The 19,914-nt window shown below is 67.6% G+C and carries 17 protein-coding genes; 11 read left to right on the top strand and 6 right to left on the bottom strand.

The features are described from left to right. Positions 1 to 12 precede the first annotated feature (12 nt). The 8 genes from ACG01O_RS18970 (at position 13) to ACG01O_RS18935 (ending at position 8,387) form a co-directional block, all read left to right on the top strand. The gene (locus tag ACG01O_RS18970) at positions 13 to 1,152 is read left to right on the top strand and encodes an N-acetyl sugar amidotransferase (protein ID WP_394386974.1); all 1,140 of its coding nucleotides are present in this window, start codon (positions 13 to 15) and stop codon (positions 1,150 to 1,152) included. Continuing rightward, on the top strand, positions 1,149 to 1,769 hold the full coding sequence (hisH, locus tag ACG01O_RS18965) for an imidazole glycerol phosphate synthase subunit HisH (protein ID WP_394386973.1): 621 nt from the start codon (positions 1,149 to 1,151) through the stop codon (positions 1,767 to 1,769). The genes ACG01O_RS18970 and hisH overlap by 4 nt, the downstream gene beginning before the upstream one ends. A 76-nt stretch (positions 1,770 to 1,845) precedes the next feature. Continuing rightward, entirely contained in the window at positions 1,846 to 2,631 is a 786-nt protein-coding gene (locus tag ACG01O_RS18960; protein ID WP_394386972.1) for an AglZ/HisF2 family acetamidino modification protein, read from the top strand. Between the two features lie 2 nt (positions 2,632 to 2,633). After that, complete coding sequence (locus ACG01O_RS18955; protein WP_394386971.1) at positions 2,634 to 3,671, top strand: polysaccharide biosynthesis protein; 1,038 nt, start codon at positions 2,634 to 2,636, stop codon at positions 3,669 to 3,671. Between the two features lie 3 nt (positions 3,672 to 3,674). Beyond that, positions 3,675 to 4,790, top strand: a complete 1,116-nt coding sequence (gene wbjC / locus ACG01O_RS18950) for a UDP-2-acetamido-2,6-beta-L-arabino-hexul-4-ose reductase (RefSeq protein WP_394386970.1) — start codon at positions 3,675 to 3,677, stop codon at positions 4,788 to 4,790. Beyond that, entirely contained in the window at positions 4,787 to 5,926 is a 1,140-nt protein-coding gene (wecB, locus tag ACG01O_RS18945) for a non-hydrolyzing UDP-N-acetylglucosamine 2-epimerase (RefSeq protein WP_394386969.1), read from the top strand. The genes wbjC and wecB overlap by 4 nt, the downstream gene beginning before the upstream one ends. A gap of 2 nt (positions 5,927 to 5,928) precedes the next feature. Then, positions 5,929 to 7,152, top strand: a complete 1,224-nt coding sequence (locus ACG01O_RS18940) for a glycosyltransferase family 4 protein (protein ID WP_394386968.1) — start codon at positions 5,929 to 5,931, stop codon at positions 7,150 to 7,152. After that, positions 7,128 to 8,387 (top strand): glycosyltransferase family 4 protein, encoded by a 1,260-nt coding sequence (locus tag ACG01O_RS18935; protein WP_394386967.1) that lies wholly within the window; start codon positions 7,128 to 7,130, stop codon positions 8,385 to 8,387. The genes ACG01O_RS18940 and ACG01O_RS18935 overlap by 25 nt, the downstream gene beginning before the upstream one ends. On the opposite strand, the gene ACG01O_RS18930 is transcribed toward ACG01O_RS18935, so the two are convergent. From ACG01O_RS18930 to ACG01O_RS18920, 3 genes are read right to left on the bottom strand one after another with little or no spacing between them, the layout of a single operon-like run. Continuing rightward, a complete protein-coding gene (locus ACG01O_RS18930) occupies positions 8,333 to 9,199 on the bottom strand; it encodes a dTDP-4-dehydrorhamnose reductase family protein (protein WP_394386966.1) in 867 nt (288 codons plus the stop codon). The genes ACG01O_RS18935 and ACG01O_RS18930 overlap by 55 nt on opposite strands. Then, positions 9,196 to 10,116: a glycosyltransferase gene (locus tag ACG01O_RS18925; RefSeq protein WP_394386965.1), complete on the bottom strand. Its 921-nt coding sequence runs from the start codon at positions 10,114 to 10,116 to the stop codon at positions 9,196 to 9,198. The genes ACG01O_RS18930 and ACG01O_RS18925 overlap by 4 nt, the downstream gene beginning before the upstream one ends. A gap of 29 nt (positions 10,117 to 10,145) precedes the next feature. Continuing rightward, positions 10,146 to 11,594 carry a flippase gene (locus ACG01O_RS18920; protein ID WP_394386964.1) on the bottom strand — a complete coding sequence of 483 codons (1,449 nt, stop codon included), beginning with the start codon at positions 11,592 to 11,594 and terminating at the stop codon, positions 10,146 to 10,148. A gap of 166 nt (positions 11,595 to 11,760) precedes the next feature. Here ACG01O_RS18920 and ACG01O_RS18915 point away from each other — a divergent pair, with 166 nt between their 5' ends. From ACG01O_RS18915 to ACG01O_RS18905, 3 genes are read left to right on the top strand one after another with little or no spacing between them, the layout of a single operon-like run. Next, positions 11,761 to 11,931 carry a hypothetical protein gene (locus tag ACG01O_RS18915; protein WP_394386963.1) on the top strand — a complete coding sequence of 57 codons (171 nt, stop codon included), beginning with the start codon at positions 11,761 to 11,763 and terminating at the stop codon, positions 11,929 to 11,931. 44 nt (positions 11,932 to 11,975) lie between these two features. Continuing rightward, entirely contained in the window at positions 11,976 to 13,907 is a 1,932-nt protein-coding gene (locus tag ACG01O_RS18910; protein ID WP_394386962.1) for a sulfatase family protein, read from the top strand. Continuing rightward, entirely contained in the window at positions 13,904 to 14,941 is a 1,038-nt protein-coding gene (locus ACG01O_RS18905) for a sulfotransferase family protein (protein WP_394386961.1), read from the top strand. The genes ACG01O_RS18910 and ACG01O_RS18905 overlap by 4 nt, the downstream gene beginning before the upstream one ends. On the opposite strand, the gene ACG01O_RS18900 is transcribed toward ACG01O_RS18905, so the two are convergent. From ACG01O_RS18900 to ACG01O_RS18890, 3 genes are read right to left on the bottom strand one after another with little or no spacing between them, the layout of a single operon-like run. Further along, a complete protein-coding gene (locus ACG01O_RS18900) occupies positions 14,942 to 16,135 on the bottom strand; it encodes a type II secretion system F family protein (RefSeq protein ID WP_394386960.1) in 1,194 nt (397 codons plus the stop codon). Next, complete coding sequence (locus ACG01O_RS18895) at positions 16,135 to 17,835, bottom strand: GspE/PulE family protein (protein WP_394386959.1); 1,701 nt, start codon at positions 17,833 to 17,835, stop codon at positions 16,135 to 16,137. The genes ACG01O_RS18900 and ACG01O_RS18895 overlap by 1 nt, the downstream gene beginning before the upstream one ends. After that, positions 17,832 to 19,913 carry a secretin N-terminal domain-containing protein gene (locus ACG01O_RS18890; RefSeq protein WP_394386958.1) on the bottom strand — a complete coding sequence of 694 codons (2,082 nt, stop codon included), beginning with the start codon at positions 19,911 to 19,913 and terminating at the stop codon, positions 17,832 to 17,834. Before ACG01O_RS18890 ends, ACG01O_RS18895 begins: the two co-directional genes overlap by 4 nt. Between the last annotated feature and the right edge of the window lies 1 nt (position 19,914).

Below are 19,914 nucleotides of genomic sequence, written 5' to 3'. Positions count from 1 at the left end.
CTTCTGCGCACCATGTCCAAACGCCCCTACCAAATCTGCTCCAACTGCATCATGGACACGTCCGACTCGGGCATCGTGTTCGATGAGCGTGGCTGGTGCGACTACTGCAACAACTACCACCGCAACATCCTGCCCAACTGGCACACCGACGAGCGCGGTGAGCGCGAAATCATGGCCCAGGTGGAGCAGATCAAGCGCGACGGCAAGGGCCGCGACCATGACTGCCTGATCGGCCTGTCCGGCGGCGTGGACAGCTCCTACGTGACCTACCTCGCCAAAGAGAAGTTCGGCCTGCGGCCGCTGCTGTACCACGTAGACGCCGGTTGGAACTCACAGCAGGCGGTCAACAACATCGAGAAACTGGTGGACGGGCTGGGGCTGGACCTCTTCACCGAAGTGGTGGACTGGCCCGAAATGCGCGACCTGCAGTTGGCCTTCTTCAAGGCCCAGGTGCCACACCTGGACACGCCGCAAGACCATGCCTTCTTCGCAGGCCTGTACAACTTCGCGGCCAAACACAACGCCAAGTACATCCTGACGGGCGCCAACTACTCCACCGAGTGCGTGCGCGAGCCGCTGGAGTGGCACTACCACGCGTCCGACGTGCGGCAGCTGAAGGACATCCACCGCCGCTTCGGCACGCGCCCGCTCAAGAAGTTCCCGCTGGCTGGCATCTTCCGCTTCAAGATCTATTACCGCTTCTTCAAGGGCGTGCAGGTGGTGAAGCCGCTCAACAACGTGCCCTTCTTCAAGGAAGCGGCGATGGACGAGCTGGTGGCCAAGTACGGCTGGCAGAAATACGCCCACAAGCACTACGAGTCGCGCTTCACCCGCTTCTATGAAGGCTACTGGCTGCCCAGCAAGTTCGGCTACGACAAGCGCCGCGCCCACTTCTCCAGCCTCATCCTGACCGGCCAGCTCCAGCGCGAAGAAGCCCTGGCCAAGATTGCCATTCCGGCCTACGACGAAGAGACGCTCGCGCACGACTTCGAGTACATCGCCACCAAGCTGGGCCTGTCGATTGCCGAGTTGCAAGAACTGCACCGCGGTCCGAACAAGACCTACAAGGACTACGCCAACGACATGGCGCTCATTGACCTGGGCACCAAGGTGCTGCGCGGTCTGGGCATCCAGCGGGCCATCATTCGATGATCACCATCGTCAGCTACGGCGTGGGCAACATCGGGGCGCTGGCCACGATGTACAAGCGCATGAACATCGCCACCCGCTTTGCCACCACGGCGGCCGAGATCGAAGATGCCACGCACGTCATCCTGCCCGGCGTGGGTGGGTTTGACGACGCCATGACGCGGCTGAACGACTCCGGCCTGCGCGAACCGCTGGACCGCATCGCCGCCCGTGGCGACGTGCCGGTGCTGGGCATCTGCGTGGGCATGCAAATGCTGGCCGACCGCAGCGACGAAGGCCAATGCGCAGGCCTGGGCTGGATTCCGGGCGACGTGCGCCACTTCGACAGCACCGGCAAGACCGGCGCCCTGCCCCTGCCCCACATGGGCTGGAACGACGTGAAGCCGCTGCCCGATGCGCCGCTGTTCAAAGGCCTGGAGCAGGACGCGCGCTTCTATTTCCTGCACTCCTACTTCTTCGAGTGCCGCGACGTTGCCCACGCCGCCGCACACGCCGAATACGGCCTGTCGTTCACGGCGTCGGTGCGCAAGGGATGCATCTACGGCATGCAGGCCCACCCCGAGAAGAGCCACCACTGGGGCGCTGCCCTGCTGAAGAACTTTGCGGAGCTGGAGTCATGATGCCCCCACGTTCACTCCGTTCAATGCCCCCCGAGGGGGCGCTCAACGCCCTTCGGGCGGCCGGGCGGGCGTTGTCATGCTGAGACCCCGCATCACCCCCTGCCTGCTGGTGCACGAGGGCGGCCTCGTGAAGACGGTCGGCTTCAAAGACCCGAAGTACGTCGGCGACCCGATCAACGCGGTCAAGATCTTCAACGAGAAGGAATCCGACGAACTCGTCGTGTTGGACATCGACGCCACCCGCAACGGTGCCGAGCCCGACTACAAGCTCATCCAGGACCTGGCCGCCGAGTGCCGAATGCCACTGGCCTATGGCGGCGGCGTGCGCACGCCCGAGCAGGCCAAGCGCATCATCGAACTGGGCGTCGAGAAGGTCTGCATCAGCAGCGCCGCGATCGAGGACCCCACCGTCATCCGCCGCATTGCCGACGCCGTGGGCGGCCAGAGCGTCGTGGTGGTGCTGGATGTGCGCAAGAAGACCGGCTTCTTCGCCAGCGGCTACGAACTCTGCACCCACAACGCCACCAAGGCGCACAAGCTCGACCCGGTTGCATTCGCCAAGGAATGCCAGGCTCAAGGCGCCGGCGAAATCGTGCTGAACTCGGTGGATCGCGACGGCGTGATGAAGGGCTACGACCTGGAACTCGCCCGCCAGGTGCGTGCCGCCATCCGCATCCCCATGAGCGTGCTCGGCGGCGCCGGCTCGCTGGCCGACATCGAGGCCCTGATCAAGACCTGTGGCGTGGTGGGCTGTGCCGCCGGCAGCCTGTTCGTCTTCAAGGGCCAGTACCGCGCCGTGCTCATCAACTACCCGCAGCCGGCTCAGAAAGACGCGCTCTTCGCCGCTGCCCTGCCCCGCTAACCATGTTCGACGACAAGACCCTGCTCATCACCGGCGGCACCGGCAGCTTCGGCAACGCCGTGCTGCGCCGCTTCCTGGACTCCGGCCTGCGCGAGATTCGCATCCTCAGCCGCGACGAGAAGAAGCAGGACGACATGCGCAAGAAGTATGCGCATCCCAAACTCAAGTTCTACATCGGCGACGTGCGCGACCCCCGCGCCGTGGCCGGCGCGATGCGCGGCGTGGACTACTGCTTCCACGCGGCCGCACTCAAGCAAGTGCCGTCCTGCGAGTTCCATCCGATGGAGGCCGTGCGCACCAACGTATTGGGCACCGAGAACGTGCTGGAAGCCGCCATCCAGGCCGGCGTGCAGCGCGTGGTGTGCCTGTCCACCGACAAAGCCGTCTACCCCATCAACGCCATGGGCATCTCCAAGGCCATGATGGAGAAGGTGATGGTGGCGGCCTCGCGCAACCTGGAAGGCACGCGCACGGTCATCTGCGGCACGCGCTACGGCAACGTCATGGCCTCACGCGGCTCGGTGATTCCGCTGTTCGTGGACCAGGTGCGCGCCGGCAAGCCCATCACGCTGACCGACCCCGCCATGACGCGTTTCATGATGACGCTGGACGACGCGGTGGAGTTGGTGCTGTACGCGTTTGAACACGGCCGCAACGGCGACATCTTTGTGCAGAAGGCCCCAGCGGCCACCATCCGCGTGCTGGCCGAATCGGTGCTGGGCGTGCTGGGCTGCCCGGAGCACCCGATCAAGGAGATCGGCACCCGCCACGGCGAGAAGCTGTATGAAGCCCTGCTCAGCCGCGAGGAACGCGCCTGCGCCGAAGACCTCGGCGGCTACTACCGCATCCCGCCGGACGGGCGCGACCTCAACTACACCAAGTACGTGGAGCAAGGCGAAGCCCGCATCCAGGACGCCGAGGACTACACCTCCCACAACACCGAGCGACTGGACGTGCCGGGCATGACCACGCTGCTGATGAAGCTCGACTTCATGCGGCGCATCGCCGCCGGCGAGTCCAACGTCACCGCGGAAGACTGAGCCATGAAGATCGGCATCACCGGCGCCTCGGGCTTTGTCGGGCGCAACCTGCAGTGGCGGCTGCGCGAGGCCGGCCACACCGACCTGCGCCTGATCTCGCATCAATGTGACGACGCCGCGCTGATCGAGCAACTGACCGGGTTGGACTTCGTCTTCCACCTCGCCGGCGTCAACCGCCCGCAGGACCCGATCGAGTTCGACGACGGCAACGCCGACTTCAGCCTGCGCCTGGTGTCCATCCTCGGCAGCCTGCCGGGCTCCCGGCCCGGTATCGCCTTCGCGTCCTCCACGCAGGCCACGCTGGACAACATCTACGGCCGCAGCAAGCGCGCCGCGGAAGACGCGCTGCTGCACTACGAGCGCCAGTGCCGCATCCCGGTCTACATCTTCCGGCTGACCAACGTGTTCGGCAAATGGTGCCGCCCGAACTACAACTCGGTGGTGGCCACCTTCTGCCACAACATCGCGCGTGACCTCCCCGTCACCATCAACGACCCGTCGGCCGCGCTGCGCCTGGTCTACATCGACGACGTCATCGACCGCATGCTCGCCTTGCTGGGCCCCACGCCGCCGGCCTCGGGCTTCGTGGACATCGAGCCCACCTACGACACCACGGTGGGTGAACTGGCGGCCACGCTGCAGGGCTTCCGCGCCACGCGCGACGGCCTGATGACCGATCGCGTGGGCACAGGCCTCACGCGCGCGCTGTACGCCACCTACGTGAGCTACCTGCCGCCTGAAGCCTTTGCCTACAGCGTGCCGCGCCATGCCGACCCACGCGGCGTGTTCGTGGAGATGCTCAAGACGCCGGACTGTGGCCAGTTCAGCTACTTCACGGCCGGCCCCGGCATCACGCGTGGCGAGCACTACCACCACACCAAGACCGAGAAGTTCCTCGTCATCAAAGGCACCGCGCATTTCGGGTTCCGGCACATCGACAGCGGCGACGTGCACGAGATCGTCACCCGCGGCGGAGAGGCCCAGATCGTCGAGACCATTCCCGGCTGGACCCACAACATCACCAACATCGGCGACGACGAACTCATCGTCATGCTCTGGGCCAACGAGGTCTTCGACCGCGCCCGCCCCGACACCACTGCCATGAAGGTCAAGCCATGAGCCTCAAGAAACTGAAGGTGCTGACCGTCGTCGGCACCCGCCCGGAAATCATCCGCCTCTCACGCGTGATGGCCGCGCTGGACGAACACTGCGAGCACGTGCTCGTGCACACCGGCCAGAACTACGACTACGAACTCAACCAGGTCTTCTTCGACGACCTGGGCGTGCGCAAGCCGGCCCACTTCCTCAATGCCGCCCAAGGTGGTGCCGCGCAAACCATCGGCAACATCATTGCCGGCATCGACACGGTGCTGGAGGCCGAGAAGCCCGAGGCCCTGCTGGTGCTGGGCGACACCAACTCCTGCCTGTCGGTCATCGCGGCCAAGCGGCGCAAGATTCCCATCTTCCACATGGAAGCCGGCAACCGCTGCTTCGACATGCGCGTGCCCGAGGAAACCAACCGCCGCATCGTCGACCACACGGCCGACATCAACCTCACCTACAGCACCATCGCGCGTGACTACCTGCTGCGCGAGGGCCTGCCGCCCGATCACGTCATCAAGACCGGCAGCCCGATGTTCGAGGTGCTGAACCACTACCGCGCCGGCATCGACGCGTCGGACGTGCTGCAGCGCCTGGGCCTGAGCGAGCACGGCTACTTCGTCGTCAGCGCCCACCGCGAAGAGAACATCGAGTCCCCACGCACCTTCGGCAAGCTGGTGCAGGTGCTCAATGCGGTGGCTGAGGACCACGGCCTGCCCGTCATCGTCTCCACACACCCGCGCACGCAAAAGCGCATCGACGCCGAAGGCATCCGCTTCCACGCCGGCGTGCGCCTGATGAAGCCGCTGGGCTTCCTCGACTACGTGCGCCTGCAGGCGTCGGCTCGCGCCGTGCTGTCCGACAGCGGCACCATCACCGAAGAGTCCTCCATCCTCAATTTCCCCGCACTGAACCTGCGCGAGGCCCACGAGCGGCCCGAGGGCATGGAGGAAGCCTCCGTGATGATGACGGGCCTGTCGGTCGACCGCGTGCGCCAAGGCCTGGCCCTGCTGGAAACCCAGGCGCGCGGCGACGCGCGTGACCTGCGCCTGGTGGCCGACTACAGCATGCCCAACGTGTCGGACAAGGTCGTGCGCATCATCCACAGCTACACCGACTACGTGAAGCGCGTCGTCTGGCGCCAGTACGACTGAGGATGCGCGTTCTCGTTGTCAGCCAGTACTTCTGGCCTGAGATGTTTCGCGTCAACGAGATCGTCTCGGAACTGCGCGCGCGCGGCCACGAGGTGACCGTGCTGACCGGCCGCCCGAACTATCCGGGCGGCACCGTGTTCGACGACTACGCCGCCGACCCGGCCGCCTTTGCCAAGTACCACGGCGCCGAGGTCATCCGCCTGCCGCTGCGCCCGCGCGGCAAGGGTTCTCTGCGGCTGCTGTTGAACTACTGGAGCTTCGTCTTCTGGGGCTGCCTGCTCGGCCCGTGGAAGTTGCGCGGCCGCGCGTTCGACGCCATCTTCTGCTTTGAAACCTCACCCATCACCTCGGCCTTGCCCGCCGTGCTGCTGCGCCGCGTCAAGCGCGCACCGCTGCTGCTGTGGGTGCTCGACCTCTGGCCCGACACGCTCTCGGCCGTGGGCATGGTCAAAAGCGAACGCGGCCTGAACGCCGTGGGCGCGTTGGTGCGCTTCATCTACCAGCGCTGCGACCTGATCCTGGCCCAATCCAAAGGCTTCTTCCCAGCCATCGAGCGGTGGTCCCGCGCGCCGGAGAAGACGCGGTACTTTCCGCAATGGGGCGAAGCCGCGTTCGATGGCGACCTGGATGCCGTCGACGTCGCTCCGGAAGTGGCAGCCCATGACGGGCACTTCAAGCTGATGTTTGCCGGCAACCTGGGCGATGCGCAGGACTTTCCGGCCCTGCTGGAAGCCGCTGAGGCCACCCGCCATCGCCCGGACCTGCATTGGCTGCTGGTCGGTGACGGCCGTCAGGCCGAATGGCTGCACGCCGAGATCGAACGACGGGGCCTGCAGTCCACCGTCTTCATGCTGGGGCGCCATCCGCTCGAGCGCATGCCGGCGTTCTTCAAAGGCGCCGATGCCCTGCTCGTCTCCCTCAGGGCCGAGCCCATCTTTGCCATGACGATTCCAGGGAAGGTGTCCGCCTACCTCTCTGCCGGGCGCCCGATTCTCGCGATGCTCGACGGCGAAGGTGCGCGCGTCATCACCGAAGCCGGCGCAGGCCTGGTGGCGCCCGCCGGACACGGCGCCGCGCTGGCCCAGCAGGCGTTGGCCATGGCGGCACTGCCCGCCGAAGCCCGAGACGCCATGGGCCAACGCGCCCGCGCCTACGCACGCCAGGAGTTCGACCGCGTGCGCCTCATCAGCCAGCTTGAACAATGGCTGCACACCCTGCGGGCCTGACGGCTCAAGCGCAGCCCTCCAGCGCCGCCTGCGCGCCCACGCGCGTTCGGGTGCTCGTGCTCACCCCGTACTTCCTGCCCGCCGAGCAGGGCGGCGGCTCTGTCACCGCGGTGCTCCAGGTGCTGCAGCAACTGCGTGACGATTTTGAGTTCACGGTACTGGCCCGCAACCACGACCTCGGCCAGACGCAAGCGTTCCTCCCGCAGGCTTGCCGAGACGCCGAGGCCGCGACCGGCACCCGCATCCACCACCTGCCGTCCGGCTGGCGGGGCCTTGTGGCCCTGGCCCGCGAACTGCGCGAGCCTTGGGATGTGGTGTACGCCAACAGCGTGATGGCGCCGGACCTGGCACTTTGGCCGCTGCTGCTTCGACGCTTGGGCCTGGCCACCCGAAGAGCCGCTTGGCTGCTGGCGCCGCGAGGCGAATTGATGCCCGGAGCCCTCGCCCAACGAGCCCGCCTCAAGCGGTCCTACTTGGGCTTCATGCAGGTGCTGGGGCTGTGGCGGGGCCTCACGTGGCAAGCCACCAGTAACGAGGAAGCGCAGGCCTTGCGCACTCGTTTTGGCTGCACGTCCATCGCGGAGGTGGCAGACCTGCCCAACGCACCGGCTGACATGCCAGATGGCATGACGCGCGCCCCAGGGCCGCTGCGGGTGCTGTTCGTGTCCCGCATCGACCCGGTCAAGAACCTGGCCGGCGTGCTCGAGGTGCTGGCTGGCGTGCTGCACCCGGTCGAGTTGTCCATCGTGGGTCCGATCGGCGATGCGGCCTACTGGGCTCGATGCCAAAGCCACATCACCCAACTTCCTCCGCAGGTTCGCGTGGTGTACCGCGGGCCGGTGCCACCGCAGGCCGTGGCGCATCAGTTCAAACAAGCCGACCTGCTCTTCCTGCCAAGCCTGGGCGAAAACCACGGCTACGTCATTGCCGAAGCACTGGCTGCGGGATGCCCGGTGCTGATCAGTGACCGAACCCCTTGGAGGGACCTGACCTCCCAAGGCGTGGGCCACGATTTGGCGCTGGACGACCTGCCGGCGTTCCGCGAGGCGCTGGCCCGCCATGCCGCCATGTCTGACGAGGCGTGGCAAGCCCAACGACGCCGCTGTCACGCGTGGGTTCGCGCCAGACTGGCGGACGCCAAGCCCGCCAATGACTTGCGGGCCCTGTTGCGGCAGTTGGCTCAGCCGAACGAGCGCATGGACTCCAACAGCTCCGTCCACGGCGGCGGCACATAACCCGTCAACTGCTGGAATCGCTCTCCATTGAGCGAACGGTCGATCACCAACGTCTGCACGGGCTCCACCTGGCTGTCGCTGCCATACACGCGGGCCACCATTCGAAGCAGTTCGTACTTGTTGATGGTGGGGCCAGCCACATGGTGGATGCCCGACAGCTCCGGCCGGGCCAGCACGTGCTTCTCAATCACGCGCGCCAACTCCACGGTCGGCAAAGCAGAAAAGATTGCATTGCTGTAGCCCGGCACAACCCCGCGCTGCGACAGGAACCACCCCAGCAGCGCGTGTGCCGACGACATCTCGTGGCCGATGATGGACGTGCGCAAGGTGACGGCGTGTGGCGCCACCACCTCACCCATGAGCTTGCTGCGGCCATACAGGTCGATCGCATCCGCGTCGTCGGTTTCGCTGTAGTGGCCACGATTGCCGGAGAAGACGCAGTCGGTGCTGATGTGCACCAACCGCGCACCGTGGGCTTCGCACAGACGCGCCAGACGGTGGGGCAGCAAGGCATTGATCGGAATGGCCTGGCTCGGGTCATCGGCACCCGCCAGTTGCTTGACGACACCGATGCAATTGATCACCACATCGGGCCGCACCTGCTCGAACAAGGCCCGCAGGCTGCTCAAACGGGCCGCATCGAACCCGTCGATCAACTCCGCCTGCGGCACGCGCCGGCGCAACTCGGCGGCCGCGGCGCCAGAACGCACCGTGCCGACCACCTGGCAGCCGGGCACTGCTGCAAACCATCGCAGCACCACGTGCCCGAGCATCCCGTTGGCGCCCAGCACCAGCAGCTTCTGACCGTTCATTGAATCCCGTCCTTCACGCGCCGCCCGAAGTACGCCCGGCGCAAAAAACCCACCAACACCTGCCGCCACGTCGCGGCCTCCAACAGCAGGCCCGGCCGCATCCGAAATGCCTCGCCGTAACGCTGCAGGGCCAGCCACGGGCGGCCCGATTGGGCGTGATTCTTGCCCGCAAGGGCCAGCGCCCGCGCCACGGAACGGCGCACGAGGCCTGGCGACACCTCGCTCCGCGTGGCCGCTCGGACCCAATGTTTGCGAACCACGGCCACGATCTCCTCGGCCCTCGCCAGCGGCATTCGCCGGTAGGACGCCGAGCCTTCGTGGATGCGGTACTCCGACAGGCAGGCGTCCAGCCGCGTGAAATCGCCGCACTCCACGGCTCGCAGCCAAAACTCGAAGTCAGGCACTTGGCGGCGCTCCGGGTCCCAGCCCCCGGTGCGATCGAACACTTCGCGCCGAAAGATCGCGCCCACGCCGGGTGCGCAGACCAAATCCTCCAACATCGCGCGGCGGTCAAACTCCGGTGCGACGGCCACCCGCAGCCGCGCGCCGGCCGGGTCGATCAGCCAGAAATCCGCATACACAAGCACCGCCTGCGGGCGTGCCTGCAGCGCAGCCACCAGCTGCCGAATGGCGCCCGGAAGCAGCACATCGTCAGAGCTCAAGTACCCCAGCAACTCGCCGGTCGTCGCCGCCCAGGCCCGGTTCAGGGTGAGCGCCTGCCCAGCGTTCGGTTGCGTCAGCACCCGCACGCGGCCCGGGTAGTCTGCAGCCACGCGCTGTGCCACCGCCAGGCTGTCGTCGGTCGACCCATCGTCGACCACGACGTATTCCAGGTCCGGATAGTCCTGCTCCAGCACGCTGCGCATCGCGGCTTCTAGGAACTCGCCCTGGTTGTACGCCGGCGTCACCAGGCTCACACGCGGCCATCTCGAGGCAGCATCCGTCGTCAAGATTGAACCTCCAAGGCTCGCGCCCGAAAAACGCCGCGCCTGGTCATTTGCCACGCAGCGCCCACCGCGCCAACGCCGGCCAAGCACCACACGGCCAGGCGCAACACCCATGAAGGCTCCATCAGCGCGATGCCGAACAACATCGCGACGCCAGCCCCCGCCAGGGTCATCGGCCAGCCGGGTCGCTCACGCTGCTCCATGCTGCACAAGGCCAACAGGCACGCCGTGTCGAACACCATGCGAATCAACCAAGCACAGGCCGCGCCGGTCAGCCCCCATGAGGTCGCCATCGCCCAGACCAGCAGCACGAACAACGGCAATTGCAGCACCTGCAGCACCGCAGGCGCGCGATAGCGCCCCCCGGCATGCAGCCAAGTGAGCGCCACATGGGCCGGCCCGTTGATCTGGATGCCCAAGGCAAACAGCATCAGCACGCCGCCACTGTGCTCGGCAAATTCCGGCCCCAACCAAACTCCAAGCAACTCGCGTGCAAACAACGCCAGCCCGAGCGTGAACGGCAGCAACACCAGGCCCACGGCCGCAGTTGCGCGGCGGAACAGCATCCAGCCACCGGCACCCGCGTGACGTTGCCGCGCGAACTCGGGCAACAGCACACCGGTCACGGCGCCCGGGATGATCCACAGCTTGGTCACCAATTCCTGCGGCGCCGCATAAAAACCCGCCGCCGCACCCGACAGCAGCACCGCCAGCATGAAACGGTCGGCGTACCCCATCAACGGACTCACCAGGTTGCCCACCGTGAGCCACCCTCCCGCTTTCAGCATCGGCAGTGCGCGTGCCCCGTCCCATTGCCACAACCCCGAAACCGGGCGCAAGGCGCGCCGGGCCAAGGGCAGGTGGGCGGCTAACGCCAGAGCCCGGCCGGCCGCCAGCGCGGCCGCAATCCAACCCAGATCGGGCCCCACCCATTCGGCCACAGCCCAAGGACCCGCAAAGGTCCACAGGCCCAGCGGCAGCCGCACCAGGTTCAGGCTTCGGAACGCCCCGCACGCCTCCAACGCGCCTCGCAGCGCTGTCGTCAACAGCGACAGGGGCAATGCCCAGGCCATCCAGCGAAACGCCACCATCAACCGCTGCGCCTCCGCGCCCGCGGCCAACCGCTCGGCGATCCACGGCGCCAAGAGCCACAGCACGCCCCCCACGGCCACGCCGAGTGCCAACACCAGCACGGCTGCACTGCCCAGAATGCGGCCCGATTCGGGCCAATCGCGCCGCTCCAGCGCCGGGGCCAGCGACTGCGTGAGCACGCGCGGGAGCCCAAGGTCAAACAGACTCAGGTAACTCACCAGCCCCCAAAGCAACGTGAGCCAGCCAAACCGTTCCAAGCCCAGCAAGCGCACCAGAGCCGGCATGGCCACCACCCCCAGCAGCAGCGGCAGGCCCATGCCCAGCAAGTTGTAGATGGAATGTCGGGCAAGGCGCAAGATGGCGGCCGCAGCAAATGGCAGCCCAGGATTCTAGGAGGCGCCCCAAGGGCCGGCCGATAGAATGCAGCCCCTCCTTCAGCGCCACCGGGCCAGCCACGTCATGCCTTCCAAGCGTTCCTGGCAACAACGTCTTCCGCTCGTTCTTGTGTTGTGGCTGGGCGCCATGTCGCCTGCCTTCGCCTACATCGACCCCAACGCTGGCGGGCTGCTGTTCCAGATGCTCGCGCCCGTCGTGGCCGCCGTGGTGGGCGGGTGGCTGTTCCTGCGGCGCTGGATCGCCGACTGGGCACGCCGCACCTGGCACAAACTCACGGGTCGGCGCAACCCGGAATGAGCATCAACCCGGTGCCTGCGACGCCGGCGTCACCGGCGCTCCCATTGCCTTCGCTCACCTTCTGGCGGTGCTTCAGCACCACGCACGCCGCCTTGGCCGTGTTGTGGATGCCCTGGGCCCTGCTGAAGCAAGTCGACGCCTTTCTCGGGTTCCTGCGCCCGACAGCACTGCTGCACGACCTGGCCCTCGCCCTGCTGGTGCTGACACTGCCTGCTGCGCTGCTCGCGAGCTTGGGCCTGACCGTATGCGGCGTGCTCAAGCGACTGGGCGCGAGCAATGCCGCCGCCCAGCATGGGGGCTGGGCCATCGCGCTCACGCCAGTCGCTTGGGTGTGCGTGTGGCAATTCGGTTCGGCAAGTTGGGCCTGGCTGCGCGCCGTCACGCAAACCTCGCTGGCTCTCAATGCGCCGATGCGCGTGATCTTCGCGGCCGTGTTGATCGGGATTGCGGTCGTGGGCTTGCGAGGCGGCCGTTGGCGTACTGCGTTGGGTGCGACCGTGCGCACGCTCATGGGTTTGACCGGTCCGACGGCCGTGGCCCTGGTGCTGGCCGTGCTGTGGGTGGCCGTGGCCCCACCGCGGCTGCTGCGGCCCGCGCCCGTCGTGCCGGTCGACACGGCGGCCGATGCCCGCACCGAACAGCCGGATGTGTTCCTGATCACCATCGACACCCTGGCCGCCATCGACGCCAACGTATGTGGCACCAGCCCCACCTTGATGCCTCGGCTGCGCGAGTTGGCCCAGCAAGCGAGTTGCTTCGACCGCGCCTACAGCAGTGCCAACTTCACGACCCCCGGCACCGCCACACTGGAAACCGGGGCGCTGCCCTGGACCCACTGGGGCGTGCAAATCGTGGCCAAGATGGCGCCGGACGTGCAACCGCACACGCTGGCCCAGACACTGCGCACCCACGGCTGGGAAGCGCACGCCATCAGCGCCAACCTGATGGCCAGCCCACGCCACCATGGCAGCTTCGGCGGGTATGACTCCGACACGGTCTCACCCTCGCCCTCGTGGGGTCTGAAGCCGCGGCTGGCCCTCACCGCCCTGCCAGACACCACGCTCCCTTTTTGGCTGTCCGGACTGGTTCCATTCCTGGACACCCTGGACGTCTATCGCTTCGCCGAGCACAGCCCCTTCCCGGCGGAACTGAGCTATGCCGCGGCGCTGGAGCGCCTGGCGTCCACCCGCAAGCCGACGTTTCTGTGGGTGCACACACTGCCTCCGCACGACCCCTACCTCGCCACACCGGAGTTCAAGTACCGGCTGTTGCCCGCGGGCGAGCTGGACCGCTGGGCCCAGATGCGGGGCATGGGCCCGTTCACCCCGAGCGAGCAGCCGCTGATCGACAAACACCGCCTGCGTTACCGGGAATCCATCATGGCCGCGGACGCTGCCCTGGGCCGATTCCTCGATCAACTGCGGCAGCAAGGGCGCCTCGACCGAGCGCTGGTGGTGGTGTCGTCAGACCACGGGGAGTCGTTCGCCCACGGCATGATGGGTCACGCGGGCGATGTCATGAATGAAGGGGTGCTGCGCGTGCCGCTGGTCATCAAACGCCCCGGCCAGCAGCAGGGGCAACGCATCCAGGCCCCGGTGAGCCTGGCTGATGTCGTGCCCACGCTTGCAGACCTGCTGAGCCTGCCCGTGCCGGCCCATGCCGACGGCCACAGCCTCAAGCCCGCGCTGTTGGGGCAAGACTGGACGCCCGCGCCGGTGTACGCCATGGCCATGGAACGGCAGAGCCGCTTCCAACGACTCGCGTCGGGCCAGTACGTGGTTGTCGACGGCGCATTCAAGCTGGTGCTGGACCTGGCACGGGACCGCGCGACGCTCTACCGGCTCGACACCGACCCCGACGAACTGCACGACCTGAGCGCCAGCGACCCGGCCACCACAGCCCGCCTGCGGGGCTTGCTCACGCAGCAACTTGCCGCAGCCGAGCAGCGGCGCACCCGCCTGTTCGACACCCCGTGACCCACAGCCCTCTGCACACCCTCGATGCCCCCGCGCTAGCATGGCTGCGCGCCGACCGACGGTGGCGCCAGCTGAGCCTCGGGACACGGGCCCAGCTGCGCTGGCGCTCGGCCTGGGCCTCGTTGAACCGCAAGCTCAGCGAAGGGCGCGTGGCCGATGCGGCGCCGCTGCAAGCCCCGCTGTTCATCGTCGGCCCCTGGCGCAGTGGCACGACGGTGATGCACGAGTTGCTCACCGCCGCCACCAGCTGGCCCACACCGCTGACCTGGCAGTGCATGAACGCCACGGCGTTTCAGTTGCTGCCGGCACCGCCCGCACGCAGCGGTGTGGCGCGGCCCATGGACGGTCTGGAAATCAGCGCCCTGTCCCCGCAGGAAGACGAATTCGCGCTGCTGACCCTGGGCGTGGACTCGGCCTACCGGGGCTTCCTGATGCCGGAGCGCCTGCCGGAACTGCTGCACACGCTGGACCCCGCACATTGGCAGGCAAACACGGCCGACTGGCTGCCGCGTTTTGAGCGCTTCATGGCGGGTGTGCTGGCCAGTGCCGGCCAACCGGGCCGGCGCCTGATCCTGAAGTCCCCCAACCACAGCTTCCGCCTGCCCGCGTTGCTGCAGCGGTTTCCTCAAGCCCAGGTGGTGTGGATGGCCCGCGATGCAGCCACCGTGTTCCATTCCAACCGCAAGATGTGGCAGGCGATGTTTGCCGAGCACCGGCTCAGCACAGGCGCGGCGGACGGGTTGGACGCATTCCTGGGCACGGCCCTGCAGCAGTGCGCGCACGTGCTGGCGTCCCTGCAGGCCACTGTGCCGGCGGACCGCTGGGTCACCGTCGATCAAGCCGACCTGGCGCGCGATCCGCAGGGCACGGTGCAGCACGCCCTGGCCCAACTGCAGCTGGAACTGACCGACCCGGCGGCGTTGCAAGCCGCGCTGGGCCGCACCCGGCAAGGTCGAATCGAGCGCTACGACACGCCCGTTCCAGCCGTCGCGGCGGCCGGCGTGGCGGCGCTGGACGCCGCCCAGCGCCGCTGATCACACCAGCGTGTCGAAGCTGGTGATGGCCATCATCACGGCCACCATCACCACGCCGATGACGGCGCCGATGAGCAGGATCGCGATCGGCTCGATCAGCCCCAGCATGCGGCGCTGAAGCAGCGCGGCGGCGTCGCGTTGGCTGTGTCCCAAGGCCAGCAGCATCTTGGGCAACTCCCCCGAGCGCTCGCCCACGCGGATCAGGTTCAACCGTGTGCGCGGGAACCAGGCCTGCGTCTCCAGGCCTGCACTCAGCGTGTGCCCTTGCTGCAGCCCCTTGGTGGCACGCTCCAGGCCCAAGCGCAACAGGTTCAGCCGCACCACGCCCTGCGCCAGTTCCATGGCGGTGAGGATGGGCACGCGGTTGTCCAGCAAGCTGCCCAGCACGGTGGCCCAACGGCCGATCTCGGCCTGCACCAGCCACGGGCCCACCACCGGCACGCGTTGAAGGGCCTGCAGCACTGCTTGCCGTGTGGCCTCGCGCGAAAGCGCGGTCACCGCCACAGCCACCAAGGCGGCCAGGATGAGCAGCGACTCCCACAAGTGGCCCCGCACGTACACGCCCGACTCGATCACCCAGCGCGACAGCTCCGGCACCTGCCGGCTGCCCTTGATGAGGTTGGCAAACCGCGGCACCACGCCCACGAAGATGAAAAACACCGCGAGCGAGCCCGCCCCCACCAGCACGCTGGGGTAGATGAGCGCGCTGCGCAGGTCTTCCTGCGCCTTGCGGCTGAGCTCCAACTGCTCGGCTGACTCCTGCAGCGCCCGGGCGATGTCACCACTGGCCTCGCCGGCTTGTGCCAGGGCGATGACGTAGACCGGCATGCGCAGGGCCTCGATGCGCAATGCATCCGACAGCTTGCCGCCGCCGCGCACGGTGGACTCCATCTGCGCCAACGGCCCGCCCAGCGGCTGTCCTTCGTAGGCTTGCACCAGGCTGGGCAACGCGTCGCCCAGGGTGACGCCGGCGGTGAGCAAGGTGGCAAGTTCGCGCAACAGCACCACCTGGTCGGCCAGCTTGATCTTGCCGCGCACGGCGGCGCGCGCCGGCGTTGCCGTGCGGGCGCGCAGGCTGACGGGCGTCATGCCCTGTGCGGCCAAGCGGGCCATGGCGTCGGCGGCGTCCGTGGCCTCCAGTTGGCCGCTGTGCGGTTGCCCAGCGGCGTCGCGTGCGGCGTAATCGAAGCGCATCAGCTCTCTGCGGTGCCGGTGGCGCGCAGCACTTCATCCAGCGTCGTGGCGCCTTGCACCACCTTCAACGCACCCTCCTGGGCGAGCGAGCGGTAGCCCGTTTGGCGGGCCATGGCCACCAACTCCGGCAGGCCAACTTCTCGCGCAATCGCGTGCTGCATCTCGCTGCCCACGTCCAGCATCTCGTAGATGCCCACCCGCCCCTTGAAGCCGGTGTTCTGGCAGGCCGGGCAGCCCACCGGCCGACGCCAGCGCGGCAGATCGCCCGGCGCATCGGTCTCCGCGCGCGCGTCGGCCAGAGCCGCAGCCAATTCCGCCTCGCCCAGGGCGGGCGCGTCGTCGGTCGGCACTGCGCAGGATTCGCACAGCCGTCGCACCAGGCGCTGGGCCATCACGGCCCGCAGCGAAGCGCCCACGAGGAAGGGCTCCACGCCCATGTCCACCAGCCGGGTCACGGCCGAAGGTGCGTCGTTGGTGTGCAGCGTGGCCAGCACCAGGTGACCGGTCAGGGCGGACTGGATGGCGATTTCGGCCGTCTCGCGGTCACGGATTTCGCCGACCATGATGATGTCCGGGTCGTGCCGCAGGAAGGCGCGCAGGGCCCGCGCAAAGGTGTAGCCGATCTCCGGCTGCGCCTGCACCTGGATGACCTGCGGCAGCCGGAATTCCACCGGGTCTTCCACCGTCAGGATCTTGCGCGATTGGTCGTTGGTGGCGGCCAGCGCCGAGTACAGCGTGGTGCTCTTGCCCGCACCGGTCGGACCCGTCACCAACACCAAACCGTTAGCCAGCCCCAGCCAGCGCTTGAACTGCTGCAGCTGCGACGGGCGCAGGCCCAGGCGCTCCAGCGACAAATCGGCGCGCTTCTTGGGCAACAACCGCATCACGATGGATTCGCCGTACACCGCCGGAATGGACGACACCCGCACATCCATCTCAGCGCCCGCGGCGCGCGTGGAGATCCGGCCGTCCTGAGGCAATCGGCGCTCGGCGATGTCCACCCCGGCAATCAGCTTGATGCGGGAGGCCACCGCCGGGTAGCGATCCATGCCCAGCGACAACCGGGTGTGCAGTTGCCCGTCGATGCGCAGGCGCACCTCGAACTCGCGCTCGCCCGGCTCCAGGTGGATGTCCGACGCGCGCGACTCGACGGCCTGCGCGATCAGGTTGTTGACCCAAGCGATGACCGGTGCGTCTTCCGCCAGCTCGCGCAAGGCGCGTTCGTCCAGCGTTTGGACGGTCAAGTCACCCTGCTGCAGTCGCTGCACCCAACGCTCGGCGTCGTCTGGCGCCATCAGCCACCACACGGCCGACTTCAAGTCGGCGTGCTGCTGCGCGAACTCGCGCAGCTCGGGCTCCAGCGGGTCGGCGCAGGCCAGTTGCCAGCCGTTCTCATCGCGCCAGGGCAGCAGGCCCATGCGCAGCAGGTGGCCGGCCACCGGAGCCAGGTCTTTCAGAGCCAGGCGCAGCGCGCCCTCGTCCAGATCCTCGAAACGGCGCCAGCCCAGGCCGAGCTGGTCCGACAACGCCGCGTACAAGCGCTCGGCCGTCACGGCGCCCATGCGCAGCAACACCGCCCCCAGCCGCCCGCCCTGCTCCGCCTGGAAGCGCAGGGCTGCGTTCAGGTCATCGGCGCGAATCTGCTCGCGGGCGAGCAGCAACTCGCCGATGCGGCGGGGGGCCACGGGCATCTCGCTCATGGCTTGGGCGCGGACGCCGCAGCGCCCGGAGCCGGCACGGTGGTGCGAGCCCAGTCGCCCAGCGCCTTGCGGAAGCTGTCGGTGATCGCCTCGGCCTCGGTCGAGTCGTTGGCGATGTAGGGCGTGATCAGGATGATCATTTCGCGCCGGGACTTTTTGACCGTCTGGTTGCGGAACAAGCTGCCCAACAGCGGAATGTCCTTGAGCACCGGCACGCCGCCGTTGCCGTCGGATGAGGTACCGTCGATCAAGCCCGCCAGCAGCATGGTCGAGCCATTGCGCAGCGTCAGCTTGCTCTCCACCTTGCGGGTGGAGATGGTCGGCATGGTGGTGTTGCCGGCCGTGGTTTGCACCGGCTGGCTCACTTCCTGCGACAGGTCGATGTCGATCTGGTCGCCGGAATGGATCACCGGCTTGATCTTCAGAATGACGCCGGTGGAGCGGTATTGGTAGGTGGCCAACAGGTTGCCGGTGGTACCGCCCGAGGTGCTGGTAGTACCCAGCTGCTGGCTGAGCACGGGCACTTCGTCGCCGACCTGGATGGTGGCCGTCTCCCCGTTGCGCGCCATGAGCCGCGGGCTGGACAGGATGGTGGCCCGCGAGTTGCTGGCCAGTGCGTCGATGGCGACGCGTGGCGTTTTCAGGCCGTTCAACACCTGGATGTTGAGACCGCCCGTGCTGCCAGACCCACTGCTCGCCGAGGCGGTGTAGCCGCCCTTGGCTTCGAGGTGGCTGGTCAGCCACTGCACGCCCACTTGGGCGCCGTCTTCCAGCTTCAACTCAGCCACGGTCACTTCGATCAGGGCCGACTTGGTGGGCTTGTCCAGGCTTTGCAACAACGCAGAGATCTGGCCGAATTCTTCCGGGTTCACCTGGAAGATCAGCGTGTTGCTGGCCTTGTCCACCACCACGTTGCTGGATCGGTTGGTGGCCGCCGTCGCTGTGCCCCCAGCCGCCGCAGCGGCGGCCGCTGCGTTGGAGCCCGTGCCGCCCAACACGCGCTCCAGCGTGCCGGCCAACTGCTCGGCGTCCTTGTGCTTCACCGCGTAGGTGAACATGTTCTTGCCCACGCCGCGCTCGTTCGGGCGGTCCAGCGACCGGGCCCACTCCGCCACATGGCTGGCCACCTTCTCGCCCGCAGCGAACACGAACACCTGGTTCAGGCTGGACACCGGCAGCAGGATGATGGGGCTGCGCACGCCACCCGATGTGACCTGTGACCCCACCGGGTGCACGGCATACCCTTCAGCAGACAGCACTTCGGCCAAGCGGCGGGCGAGTTCGTCGGCCGACCAGAACGCCGGCGTCAGGGTCAGGCTGGTGCGGCCTTTCAAGGTGGGTTGATCCAACACCATCAAGGCTTCCACGGCCGCCTTCACGTTGTCCGGGTTGCCGCTGATCAGCACTGCATTGCGCGTCGAGTCTTCCTGCACCTTGATGCGATCCCCGAACAGCGTGCGCAACCAGCCGGTCACGTCGACCTGCCGCACCGCCTCCAGCGGGATCAGCTGGAACACCGGGCGCAGCGAAGGCGGCACCTCCGGCATGGCCGCACCGAAGCGGATGCCGGGCAAGTCGCCTTGGCTGGCGTTGTCGGGCACCACGCGCACGAGGCCCGCCACCTCCACCACGGACAAGCCATAGCTCTTTAGCAGCATCCGCACGGCCGTCTCGATCTGCGCCGCCGTCTGGCCCGGCCCAGTCTTGAATGTGACCAGATCCGGGCGCGCCGTCACGGTCGGATCGACGCTGACGTTTTTCTTCAGCACGTCGGCGTACACGACCTGAATGAACGTCGGCAAAGCCACCTGCTGCAAATGCACAGCGGCCATGGTCTCGTCCGCCGGCTGCGCCGCAGGCGCTTCCACGGCCAGACGCGGCCCTTCCACCTCAGGCGCCTTGGGGCCTGGCGTGACCCGCGTGCCGGCGCGCGCGCTGGCATCGGCCTGAGGGGCCGCGGCCGTGGTTGCGCGGGGCACCGGCAGCGGTGCCGGCAGTTCCGGCACCAGGGGAGCACAGCCGCTCAAAACCACGCCTGCCAGCACGGCCAGCGCCACGGGGTGCAGCGTCAGGGACATC

The sequence above is a fragment of the Pelomonas baiyunensis genome (assembly GCF_043555935.1).
In the GTDB taxonomy this organism is placed as follows: Bacteria; Pseudomonadota; Gammaproteobacteria; order Burkholderiales; family Burkholderiaceae_C; genus Pelomonas; species Pelomonas baiyunensis.
The sequence above is the reverse complement of the archived record's forward strand: the minus strand, read 5'-3'. Positions and strand labels throughout refer to the sequence as shown.